Raw genomic sequence first — 11,735 nt, 5'->3', positions numbered from 1 at the left:
CCACCCCATCAACCACAGGCCTTTGTTGTTATGGCTGACTGTGGCCCGAGCTCCGCCTATGCCCCAGCAGCGGTGGTTATGGGTCCCGGATCGGCGTTCGCTTGCGCTCACTTGTCCGGGACGACGGAGGTTTTCTCCTTCCCGCTGGCGGAACGCCGCAGTCGTCGCTACATTACCCCTGCGAAGCTGCGTTGCGCGTCAGGAGCTATATATCCCCGGGGCCTTATCGATCCTTTAGGGAACTGTCCCTGGCCGGGTCCGTGGACCCGGACATATGGTGCCCACCTACTTTCGTAGGGAACTCCGGGATCGAACGCTTCAACGGCCTCTGCGGCTTCGCGCTCTGTTTTTTACTGTTGATGCCGGCCGTCGTGTCGCGGCGGTTAGGTTGTGTATTGATGTCATCACTCCGCGAAGGCGGGGTATCCAGTACGCTGCGGCCTCGCCGTCAAAGTACCAACGTCTCTGGAATACTGGATCATCCGCCTGCGCGGATGATGACAGCGCAACAGGGGTAATCGCATGCGCGCCATCTCTCCGAAGGCTGAGCTCCGCAGCGCTGCGCTCACCCGACGTGATGCGCTGAGCGAAGAGGAGCGGACTGCGGCCGCTGCGAAGATGGCCAAGCGCGGCCTGCCGTTTGAGATCGCCCCGGGCACGGTCGTCTCCGGCTATTCACCGATCCGCAGCGAGATCGATCCGATGCCGCTGATGCTTGCGCTTGCCGCGCAGGGCGCGCAGCTTGCGCTGCCGGCGGTCACTGCGCGCGGCCACTCCCTGCTATTCCGCACCTGGGCCAAAGGCGACCGGCTGACGCTTGGCGCGCTCGGCATCCCCGAGCCGTCGCCGGCCGCGGCCGAGCTGGTCCCCGACATCATGCTGGTGCCGCTCGCCGCCTTCGACCGGATCGGCCACCGGATCGGCTATGGCGCCGGCTATTACGACTTCACCTTCACCCATCTGCGCAAGGCCAAGCACGTGATCGGCATCGGGCTTGCCTTCGCAGTGCAGGAAATCAAGGCGGTTCCGGCTTTGTCGCACGACGTCGCGCTTGATTATGTGCTAACGGAGCGCAAGACGTTCGATTTCCGGGAGTAGCCTGATTTGCGTATTCTCTTCGTCGGTGATGTGGTCGGCAAGACCGGCCGCACCGCCATCTCAGAACATCTTCCCCGCATGATCCGTGACTGGTCGCTCGATCTCGTCATCGTCAATGGCGAGAATGCCGCCGGCGGCTTCGGCATCACCGAGGCGATCTACCAGGACTTCCTGGATGCCGGGGCCGACGCCATCACGCTCGGCAACCATGCGTGGAATCAGAAGGAAGCGCTGGTGTTCATCGAGCGCGCCCCGCGCCTGATCCGCCCGTTGAATTTTCCGCGCCACGCGCCGGGCCGCGGCGCCACGCTGGTCGACACAAAGAACGGCAAGCGTGCGCTCGTCATCAACGCGATCGGCCGCATCTTCATGGAGCCCTCCAACGATCCCTTCGCCGCGGTCGAGCGCGAACTCGAGGCCTGTCCGCTGCGGCAGGCGGCGGATGCGATCGTGGTGGATTTCCACGGCGAGGCCACCTCCGAGAAGCAGGGCATGGGCTTCTTCTGCGATGGCCGCGTCAGCCTCGTGGTCGGTACCCACACCCATGTGCCCACCGCCGATCACCAGGTGCTGCCCGGCGGCACCGCCTATATGACCGACGCCGGCATGACCGGCGATTACGATTCCATCATCGGCATGCAGAAGGAAGAGCCGCTGCAGCGCTTCCAGACCGGCATCCCCTCCGGCCGCTTTGAGCCGGCCGCCGGCGAAGCGACGCTGAGCGGGGTTGCGGTCGAGACCGACGACGCCACCGGCCTTGCGCTCCGCGTTGCGCCGGTACGCGCCGGTGGTCGGCTCGAGCCGGCCGTGCCGGGGTTTTGGGTGAGCTAATTCGGAACCGCGCGTCGACTGCGAACGGGTCGCGCTGACGTGCGCGATACCGCCTCTTCGACCTGATTTCGTTTGTACGATCTCACCCGAAATGTTGCATCCGAATTGATGGCTCGGCTTTTCACGCATACGGCGTGACATTGCCTCACGGTCGGGAGGGGTCCGTCGCATTGCGCGGAGCGATCCCGGCCAGGGAGGCGACTATGAAGTTCGATTGGATGTCGGACAGCATCCGGCTGCATGATCAGCCGCTCCATTATCCCTGGGATGATGGAGATGGCAGCAGCTATGGTACCAAGTTCTCGCCGGCTCGTTTGCATCATCTCGCGACCGATGGCCATGGCGACGCCGGCGGCTCCTCGTTCGGCTCGCCCTCTCATGCGTCCGTCACGTCTCTCGATTCGACTGGAGATGGAGGCGGCAGCCTTCATGGCAACGCGGATGTCCACCAGCCCAACAAGGCGCAGGCCGATCAGCTCGGCGGCAATGGCGGCGGCGACAACGCGGCGGGCGGCGGCATTCCCGCACACCAATCCAATTCCGGCAAAAGCGACATCGGGACAATCGATACGGGGGCGAACGAGGCCGGCAACGGCGGAGACGGATTTTTTTATGGCGGCATCATTCATGCCTCCCTGGTGATCTATCAGCCGATCAACATCGCGGTATCCGTGGGATATGGTTCAATCGCCATCGCTGAGCAGACCAACGATGTGAATATCAACCAGTCCGCCCTGCAGATGGCGGGCATCGGAGGACATGGCGGCGACGGCAACATTGCCGCCGGCGGAAACGTCGACCTCTCTTCCTCCGGCTCCGGCGGGATCACGACAGGCGACAATCACGCCGGTAACGGCGGCGACGGTCATTTCCTTGGAACGCTGCTGGACGCGCCCGTTGTCATCTACCATCCCGTCAACTTCGCGTTTGCGGCTCCCGGTGGCAGCGCGCACGCCAGCCAGTCGAACACGGTGGAGATCGATCAGTCCGCCCTGCAGATCGCGGGGATCGGCGGGCAGGGCGGAAACGGCAATGCCGCCAGCGGCGGCGATGTATCCGTGCACAGTCAATCCAGCGGCGGTGGAAGCGGCGCGAACCAGATCGACACCGGCGGCAATCAGGCCGGCAACGGCGGCGACGGGCAATTTCATGGTGACCTCGTCCACAAGTCCGTCGCCGTCTATGATCCCGTCAACATCTCGGTCGCGGGATATAATTCCACCAGCCAGGTGTACCAGCTCAACGACGTGCATCTGGATCAGTCCTCGTTCCAGATGGCCGGTGTCGGGGGCGACGGCGGCAGTGGCAATGTCGCGGCGGGCGGCAGCGCCGGGATCATCTCTGCACTCCTCGGCGGCGGCTCGGATGCGATCGCAACCGGACACAACAGCGCGGGCAATGGAGGCAGCGGCCACTTCTCCGGCAGTCTCATCGACGTCAGCGTCGCGATCTATGCTCCGATCAACATCGCCATCGCCGGGCCGCATTCGACAGCCGAGGCGGACCAGATCAACAATGTCCATATCGATCAGAGCACGGTTCAGATCGCTGGAATCGGCGGGAACGGCGGTCACGACAATCTTGCGCTGGGCGGCGATGTCGCGATGCATCTGTTGTCCGATCTTCATTTGATCGGATAGGGCGCCGAATTTCGACAGGGCATGTAATCCTTTCGGGCGTAGTCTGCTGAACCGAATGACATCCCATTTGGCATCTATCGCGCGCACGTCGACGGGAGACAAACTCGCATCGCGCATCCGCTTCCAGGACAGGGAGGAATGTCGCGCGAGGTAAACTCACCACGGAGGCTCAAATGTCGAAAGGCAAGGGATTTTTCAAGGTGTCCGATTCGATCGATTTCAAGTCGATCGACACGGGCGGTCAGAGCGTCGGAAACGGCGGCGACGGCTATTTCAAGGGAAGCATCAGCAATTCACCATCGATCAAGTTCGATCCATCGAACAAGGCTGAAGGCTCTGACGTGCACGTCAAGACCGGCGATTACGTCAGTCAAAAGGCATCCTGGGATGCCGACGCCGGCGACGCGAAGGCGTCGAAGTACTCGAAGGCTTATGGCGGAGACGCTAAGTCGAACGGCGATCAGAGCTCGTCCAGCGGGTACGACACCTCCAAGGTGTATGCCAACACGACGGCGCATCAGTCGAACTACCTGAAGGCGGACATGCATCAGGAAGTCGCCGCGGGCATCGGCGGCGATGGCGGGAGTGACAACCTCGGCATGGGCGGCGACGTTGACGTCCATATTGGTTAGTACGTTCTGATCAGCGGCCTCATTGAGGCGGCTGAGGCCGGCGGTCCGTGCCGCCGGCCTCAGATCTCCCGCAAAACGATCCGCGCAAAAGGTCAAGCCTTGAAGCTCTGGCGGTGACGATCATGCTGGTGCCGCTGCTTCGGTTAAGTCTGCTGCAGACGCCCTGGACGCCGTTGCAGGCGGCGCTGCGGACCTGCGCAGGCTCGCTCGGGATCGTGTTCGCCTATAGCTGCAGTTACAATCTGCTGCTGTTCGCTCCCTCGATCTATCTGCTCCAGATCTACGACCGCGTGCTCCCGAGCCGGAGCAATGAAACGCTCCTGTTGCTCACTTTGATCGTTGCGCTCACGGTCGTGGTGGGCGGGGTGCTTGACGCGCTACGTCGCTCCGTATTGGGGCGCTTGGGTGCCTGGCTGGAAGAGCGGCTTCGTCCCACCGTGCTCTCCGCCTGCCTCGACCATGCTTTCCGCAACGATTCAGCGCGCGCTTCGGATGCCTATCGCGATCTCACGGCCGTGCGTCAGTTCGTTGAATCCGGCGCGTCCCTGACGCTGCTCGATGCGCTCTGGATCCCGCCGTTCCTCGCCGTGCTGTTTTTCGTGCATCCCCTGCTTGGAGGCATTGGCGCCTGCAGCGTGTTGTTTCTGTTCGGCCTCACGGTTGTCGGCGATCTCCTCACCGAAAACGCGCTGGCGAAATCCGCGATTGCCCTGTCCAGAAGCTACGGCCGCCTTGCGACGGTGGTCGGCAGCGTTCACCTGATCCGCAGCATGGGAATGCTCGACGACGTGGCACGCCGCGTCTACCTGGATGCGCGCCATGCGCAAAGCGAGTACGACCTGGCACAGCGGCGGAACGAGATCATCATGCTGATCGCCAAGCCGACGCGTTCGCTGGCGCAGGTCCTCATCATGGGCGCCGCCGCGTGGCTCGTCCTCGACCACGGCAAGAGCGCGGCGATCATCTTTGTCACGATGCTGATGTTCAGCCGCGCGCTGGCGCCGGTCGAAGGCGCCGTTGCAAGCTGGAAGGCGCTGAAGAGAGCGCTGGATGCCTATCAGCGGCTGACCAATGTCCTTGCCGCCGTTCCACCTACGACAGAAAACACGGACTGTCCGCCGGAACAGCCGAGGGGCGATCTTATCATCGACAATATCGGCGCGAAGGTTTCGGAAGGCGCGTGGTTTCCCATCAAGACCGTCTCGTTCCGTCTCGCGCGCGGAGAGTGCCTCGGCATCATCGGTCCGTCCGGCTCCGGCAAGTCCACGCTCGCAGGCATCATTGCCGGAATCCTGTTGCCGGGGCAGGGGCGCGTCCTCCTCGGTGAGACCGACATCTCGGTCCTGCGCGGAGGGCGGCAGGGCCGTTACCTCGGCTATCTGCCTCAGGATATCGATCTCGTCGGAGAAACGATCAAGGATATCATCGCGCGGCTGGACGACGCCGATCTGCCAAAGGTCATGCATGCCGCCAAGCTCGCCGGGATCCATGAGAGCATCCTGCGGCTGCCGCTGGGATACGACACGGTTGTCACCAATGGTGGGAGCGTATTCTCGCGCGGATTTCGCCAGCGCCTGGGGCTCGCGCGGGCATTTTTCGGAGAGCCACGGCTGGTCGTGCTGGATGAGCCGAATGCCAGCCTGGACTACACCGGCGAGCGCGTGCTGTTGGATGCCATCGAACAACTGAAGATCGCCAGCGTCACGGTGGTCATCGTCACGCACCGGATGGGCATCCTCGCGGCGACGGACAAGATCGCTATCATGCAGGACGGCGCCGTCACGGCGTTCGGTGAGAGCGACGACATCTTCGAGCGGCATTTGAGCCGGCCGCAAGTGGCTTCTCAAGTAGCTTCGCAGGAGACGGCTGTCCCGTGATCGCAAATCTACGAGCCCTCGTGCGGTTACCACCCGCCATCCTGCCGAAGCGCGAGACCGGGGTGGTGATCACAGCGATTGACGAATTCGAGCGGCGGCAGTTTCCGTGGTGCGCGGAGCCGACGCAGGCCTCGCCGCGCTACAGGCTCGGCCGCGTCACCCTGGCAGGCAATCTATTGGTCGTCGGCTTTGTGCTGGGTCTGGGAATCTGGTCGGCCTTTGCTCCGCTTGAAAGCGCGGCGATCGCGTCCGGCGTGGTCGAATCGGAATCGAGCCGGAAGACGATCCAGCACCTCGAGGGCGGCATCATCAGGAAAATTTTGGTTGCCGACGGCGATGCCGTGAGTGCGGGACAGACGCTGATCGCGCTCGAGGACACCAGGGCTCGCGCCGAGGTGCAAAGCCTGCAGGGGCAGTTGTGGGATGCGGCCGCGCGTGAGGCAAGGCTTCTGGCCGAGCAGCAGGGGCAGGAGCTGATCTCGTTTCCGGTCTGGCTCGACAGGATCCGAAGCACGAGCGGTTCGGTCGATTCCGTCCTGACCGCACAGCAAAACATCTTTGAAACACGCCGGCAGGTGTTCCAGTCCCAGGCGACCATCCTCAGGGAAAAACGGCTTCAGGTCGCAAAGGAGATCGAGGGGCTCAAGGCGCAGGAGGACGCGGTGGCGCAGCGCGCCGCGATCGTGCGCGAAGAGCTCGACATGGTGACTATCCTGGTCAACAAGGGACTCGAGCGCCGTCCGCGCCTGTTGAACCTTGAGCGGGAGCTGGCCGATATCGAGGGACGGCGGGGCGAGATCATTGCGCATATTTCGCGCGCCAAACAGGTGATCAGCGAATCGCAGGCGACGCTCCTGAAGCTGGAAAGCGACCGGCAGAACGAGATCGCACAGTCATTGCGCGAGGCGCAGAACCAGGGATTTCAACTGCGCGAAAAATTGCTGGCGGCGCAGGACCAATTGGCCCGAACGGAGGTCAAGGCACCCGAGGACGGGGTGATAACCGACCTGCGGGTTCATACGCCGGGCGGTGTTGTCGGGGCCGGCGCTCCGCTGATGGATCTGGTGCCCCGGCAGGACAGGCTGGTCGTGATCGCACGCCTCAAGCCGGAGGATATCGACGTGGTTCATCCGGGGCTGAACGCCGACGTGCATCTCTTGCCCTACAATCAGCGTCGCGTCCCGCGTCTCAAGGGAACGGTGATGCATGTATCGGCCGACCGCCTGCTCGACAAGCGCACCGACCAGCCCTACTACGCGACGAAAATCCGCGTCCAGGATTCCAAGATCGTCGAGAATGGCTTGAAGATCATTCCGGGAATGCCGGCCCAGGTGTTCATAACAACCGGGCGCGGCACCGTGGCGATCTACGCTTTGAGGCCCCTGCTCGACAGCTTCCACACCGCCTTCAGCGAAGATTGAGCTGCGGGACAGCCAAATCAGGATGACGAGAATGCACCGGGCTCCGGTCCACGGTGACCGGTCGATCTTGCGCGCCAGCGCAGCACTGCCTCGGTGCGATTGCGAGCGGCACATTTCCGCATGATGTGGTGAATGTGCATCTTCACCGTGTTTTCCGAAAGCTTCAGTTTGGCGGCGATCAGCTTGTTGGGCAGGCCGAGTTCCAATTCCGCCAGCACGTGTTGCTCGCGAGGGGTGAATTCGATCTGCTCCTTGTTCGCCAGATATATCGGCGCCAACGGGCCAGGGTAGATCGGCTCGCAGCTAGAGGACCCGTCCTGCCCTTCAATTGAAAGCGGCCTGTAGACCCCGCCGGCGAGAACAAGACGCAAGCCGGCGACAGCGAGCTCGACCGGGATCGAGGTTGGAAAGAAGCCTCTGATGCCCCGATGCAGGGCCGCGAGCGCGGTGGCTTCGTCGTCCCGGTTACAGAAGATGCCGATCGAGGCGTTGGGGCAGCAATCGGCGAGAAGCGCGAGATCGCCGGCGACGGAGGGATCAGCCACCGACTTGTCCCCGATGCTGAGCGTCGCCAGCCGAACGTCTCGTCCCGTCGCGCAGCCGAGAGTGTCGGTCGTGGCCATTTCGACGATTTCGAATCCGATCAGCTCCTGCCTGAGAATGTGCAGAATGCAGGTCCGCGCCAGCGTGAGCGGATCGATGATGAGCAGGACCGGCAACGGCAGCGATCCGTTGAGCCGCTCTGCAGCAGAGACAAGGTCGTCCATAATATCCCCAATTGAAGGAATTGCTGCCCTACCCCAATCATTTCCATGCCAATGACTAGAGCATGATCCGGAAAAGTGGAAACCGGTTTTCCCCCGCGACAAACGCGAAGCGTTTGCGCAGGAAGATCATGCTCAAACAAGAGATGAGATCATGATCCGATTCCGTCTAATCGGGTCATGATCTAGCGTCGCGCAACCGGCCCATGGCATAAGCCTTTCGCCGATCGAGCGCGCATGTAGGTCACCGGTATCCGCTTTCCCGGTGTCACGCCTCAGTTACAAATATTCCGATATGCGATCGCCGCGGCTGAGTCCGCTTTGCCGTCGACGACGTAGACGTCATCCTCCTTCACGAGATACAGAAATGGCTTCTCCCCGGTGTCCTCGCCCGACGCCTTTTTTCCCCTGACATGACCGCAGATCGTGTCCACCCGCCGCCCCAGCGTATTCTTCCTGATTGCCCGCTTCGCGTCGGTGAACTCGGCCGACTCCGGATTTTCCATTTTTGCGGCGACCGACATCTTCGCCTTGCCCAGGACGGCCTCGGACGTCTCAGCAGCGGGGGCGCGGTCCGCCATCGCCTTCGGCGGCGGGTTCTTGCCACGCGCGACCCGTGTGTCCCGGCGGGGTGGTGATCGCTTGTCGGGCTTCGTCGCCGTTGCAGCCTTCGTTGTCTTCGCCACAGCATTGGGCGTGGGCGCGCTCGCCTTCGGCTCCGTTGCAGGAGGCGCGCTCCCATCGAAACAGATTTTCGACCCGCACATCTGCAAGTTCGCCTGGGTGGACACAGGCATGCCATAGCCGATCAGCATTCCTGCCACCAAGCCAATGAGAAGCAGTCCCATGCAATCCCCCTCCTCGGGGTAGGGCAGACTTCCACTCGCACTTCTTGCGACTTGATTTTGCGCTGATCCTCTATGTGTCCCGCAAAAGCGTTAAGCGCGCATTAAGCGTCGAACCATTGTTCAGCCGCGCTCCTGCATGGTTAACGCGGCGAGGACATATGTCCGGAGCGAGCAGGCACAAAGCGCATGATCTGCTGCACAAGATCCGTGGGACGTTTGATCAGGATCTGCGCTCTGGGCGCTGGGCCCGTGATGCTGTAAAGCCGATCGTCATGCCAGACCTTGCTCAACTCGCCCTCTACTTCGCCGCGGCATTAGTGCTCGCCGTCACGCCCGGTCCGGGCATCTTCTACGTCGCTGCACGCACGCTCGCCGGCGGCCGTGCGGAAGGCGTGGCCTCCAGCGTTGGCACCGGGTTGGGTGGCATGGTCCACGTCGTCGCGGGCAGCTTGGGCGTTTCTGCCATCGTGCTGGCGAGCGCGGAACTGTTCACCGCGCTGAAGCTGATCGGTGCCGCCTATCTGATCTGGATAGGCCTTCGCACTTTCCTGTCCGCCCGCCGGGACACGTCGGCGGGTTTGAACGGTGGAACCGTCGCACCGCCGATCGGACCGCGGCGGGCGTTTCGTGAAGGCGTGCTGGTCGAGGCGCTGAACCCGAAGACAGCAGCCTTCTTCCTTGCCTTCGTTCCGCAGTTCGTGGACCCGGCCGAAGGCCACGTCGCTGTGCAGTTCGTCGTGCTTGGCTTCGTGTCGGTTGCGCTCAACACCCTCGCCGATATCGTGGTCGCCTTTGCGGCGAGCCGCATCCGCGAAGGCGCAGCAACACGTCCCGCGTTGATCCGCCGCCTGCGAGAGGCGTCGGGAGCTGCGATGATCGCTCTCGGCATCGGCCTCGTTCTGGCGAAGCGCCCAGCCGACTGATTGCCGGGCTGCGCTGCTTTCACGACCTGCCACCGCTCGATGGTCTTGTAGCGCTTCCTGGTCTAGCATGAAGCCCGGGGCGGGATCTCATCCCGTGGACGGTGATCGTGCGGTCCGACCGTGAAGCTCCAGCGCATACAAGGGGCGGAGCCATCTCCCTCGGCGGCGTCGGGTCCCCGTGGCGGCCATGGGCCGTGCTGGCGTGGGCCGCGCTGCTCTCCGCGCTGTTCTTGGCAATTCTCGTGTCGTTCAGACCGGCGGTCCCGGTCATCTGGGGCGACACGCCGCCCTTCGTGGAATCCGCGCTGCGCACGCTCGAGGCAGGACAGCCGATCGTGGCGGGTGGGCGCGATCCGGGCTACCCGACATTCCTGGCCATGACGTTCGCGTTCGGAGGCGACCTCGGAACAGTGGTGCGTCTGCAGCAGGCGGCCTGGGCCGCTCTGATGCTGGCGCTTGCGATAACCGCGCAGACGGCGACGCGCAGCGCCGTCGGGCTGGTGCCGATCATCCTGGTCGCGATCTATCCGGGCCTGCTGCTGTTCACGAACGTTCTCACCGCGGACCTTCTCTTCGCGGTCTTCCTCAATCTGGCAACGGCCGGATTGCTCGTTGCCGCCTGCGTCGATGGAGCGGCGCGATGCTGCGCGGTCGTTGCTTCCATCCTGTGCGCGGCGGTCGCGGCGTGCCTGAGATCGCAGGGACTCCTCGTTCCGATCGCTGCCATCCTGGTAGGCGTGCCTCTCGCGCGGCCGGCCACGCCCGCGCGCCTTGCGGTGATGGCCGTCTCCGTCGCCGCAGCGCTGGCGCTCCTCCTCGCCGGCTCCCGGTTCGGAGCTTCCAACTCCGACCAGGCCTCGGCCGTGTTCGTCCCCAAGACACTGTTCTGCAATCACCTGAACATCGTGCTTGCAAGCGACGCCGCGCGACGCGAGATCGTATCGGCGGCGGGCGACCGCGCCGATGCCACGATGGAGCGGCTTGCCGCCGACTTCGCCGCGGAGCCGGGCCGCTGGCCCGTGCTCGGGTTCTTCGGCGACGCGTGCCTCTTCGACACCGAACCGGATCGGGATCTCGCCGATAACACCGGAAATGCGGTCAGTGCGGCGGCAGCCTATTGGCGCATCTTCCTGGCCGCCCTGCGCGACCGGCCGCTGGCCTACGCAGGCAAGTTCGTCCGTCAGATGGCCTATGGCCTCGCGTCGGCATGGCCGCCTTATGCACTCGAGCCTGTCATACCGGTGTCCAGCGACGACGTGCCGCACGTGTCCGAGATCATGGCGCGGCACGGCCGGGCGCCCGAGCAAATCGATCTGCAAGGCGGATCAGTTCGGATCAGCCTGTTGTCCGATTTCCCGGGCATCGCCACCTATCTGTTCAAGGCATTGTCCGCTGCCTTCGTTATCGCCGTCATATTCTGGACGGTAGCCGCCGTGCGGCGTCGGTGCCCAGCTTTCGTGACGCGCGCAGGCATCGTGGTCGTGATGTGGGCGGCTTCGATCGCGACCGCCGCCGCCGCTCACACTCTCGACGTCTCGCGATATCTGATTCCCGCGGTGCCGATGGTGGGCCTCATGCTGTCCCTTTTCGCCGTCGAACTGACCGAGACGATAGGAGCTGATCACGCGGCCTCTGTTCGCGGATTCCCGTAGCCCGGGTGGAGCGAAGCGCAACCCGGGGCATCTCTATCAACATCTACCG

Annotated in this window: 10 protein-coding genes and 1 other RNA gene; 9 read left to right on the top strand and 2 right to left on the bottom strand. The window is 63.5% G+C overall.

Annotation, left to right across the window (positions count from 1 at the left end; all coding sequences use genetic code 11):
* The first annotated feature begins 180 nt into the window (after positions 1-180).
* The 7 genes from ssrS to CWO89_RS14100 all read left to right on the top strand — a co-directional run bounded on the left by ssrS (position 181) and on the right by CWO89_RS14100 (position 7,499).
* A non-coding RNA gene (ssrS, locus tag CWO89_RS14130) (6S RNA) lies at positions 181-341 on the top strand.
* Positions 342-522: 181 nt separating this feature from the next.
* On the top strand, positions 523-1,098 hold the full coding sequence (locus CWO89_RS14125; protein ID WP_130579362.1) for a 5-formyltetrahydrofolate cyclo-ligase: 576 nt from the start codon (positions 523-525) through the stop codon (positions 1,096-1,098).
* A gap of 6 nt (positions 1,099-1,104) precedes the next feature.
* On the top strand, positions 1,105-1,929 hold the full coding sequence (locus tag CWO89_RS14120) for a TIGR00282 family metallophosphoesterase (protein ID WP_130579360.1): 825 nt from the start codon (positions 1,105-1,107) through the stop codon (positions 1,927-1,929).
* A gap of 203 nt (positions 1,930-2,132) precedes the next feature.
* Positions 2,133-3,569: a hypothetical protein gene (locus tag CWO89_RS14115; protein ID WP_130579358.1), complete on the top strand. Its 1,437-nt coding sequence runs from the start codon at positions 2,133-2,135 to the stop codon at positions 3,567-3,569.
* A 173-nt stretch (positions 3,570-3,742) separates the two neighbouring features.
* Positions 3,743-4,201 (top strand): hypothetical protein, encoded by a 459-nt coding sequence (locus tag CWO89_RS14110; protein ID WP_130579356.1) that lies wholly within the window; start codon positions 3,743-3,745, stop codon positions 4,199-4,201.
* A 122-nt stretch (positions 4,202-4,323) separates the two neighbouring features.
* Positions 4,324-6,078 carry a type I secretion system permease/ATPase gene (locus tag CWO89_RS14105; RefSeq protein WP_130579354.1) on the top strand — a complete coding sequence of 585 codons (1,755 nt, stop codon included), beginning with the start codon at positions 4,324-4,326 and terminating at the stop codon, positions 6,076-6,078.
* Positions 6,079-6,098: 20 nt separating this feature from the next.
* Positions 6,099-7,499 carry an HlyD family type I secretion periplasmic adaptor subunit gene (locus CWO89_RS14100; protein WP_245476176.1) on the top strand — a complete coding sequence of 467 codons (1,401 nt, stop codon included), beginning with the start codon at positions 6,099-6,101 and terminating at the stop codon, positions 7,497-7,499.
* A 17-nt stretch (positions 7,500-7,516) separates the two neighbouring features.
* Here CWO89_RS14100 and CWO89_RS14095 read toward each other — a convergent pair whose 3' ends face one another.
* On the bottom strand, positions 7,517-8,266 hold the full coding sequence (locus CWO89_RS14095; RefSeq protein ID WP_130579350.1) for a response regulator transcription factor: 750 nt from the start codon (positions 8,264-8,266) through the stop codon (positions 7,517-7,519).
* 272 nt (positions 8,267-8,538) lie between these two features.
* Positions 8,539-9,111 carry a hypothetical protein gene (locus CWO89_RS47870; protein ID WP_245476174.1) on the bottom strand — a complete coding sequence of 191 codons (573 nt, stop codon included), beginning with the start codon at positions 9,109-9,111 and terminating at the stop codon, positions 8,539-8,541.
* Between the two features lie 272 nt (positions 9,112-9,383).
* Here CWO89_RS47870 and CWO89_RS14085 point away from each other — a divergent pair, with 272 nt between their 5' ends.
* Together CWO89_RS14085 and CWO89_RS14080 are read left to right on the top strand one after the other, a co-directional pair.
* Positions 9,384-10,034 (top strand): LysE family translocator, encoded by a 651-nt coding sequence (locus tag CWO89_RS14085; RefSeq protein WP_130579348.1) that lies wholly within the window; start codon positions 9,384-9,386, stop codon positions 10,032-10,034.
* 194 nt (positions 10,035-10,228) lie between these two features.
* Positions 10,229-11,686, top strand: a complete 1,458-nt coding sequence (locus CWO89_RS14080; RefSeq protein ID WP_130579346.1) for a hypothetical protein — start codon at positions 10,229-10,231, stop codon at positions 11,684-11,686.
* Positions 11,687-11,735 lie beyond the last annotated feature (49 nt).

It is taken from the genome of Bradyrhizobium sp. Leo170 (genome assembly GCF_004296405.1).
Lineage (GTDB): Bacteria > Pseudomonadota > Alphaproteobacteria > Rhizobiales > Xanthobacteraceae > Bradyrhizobium.
This window is presented reverse-complemented; position numbering and strand designations above follow the sequence as displayed.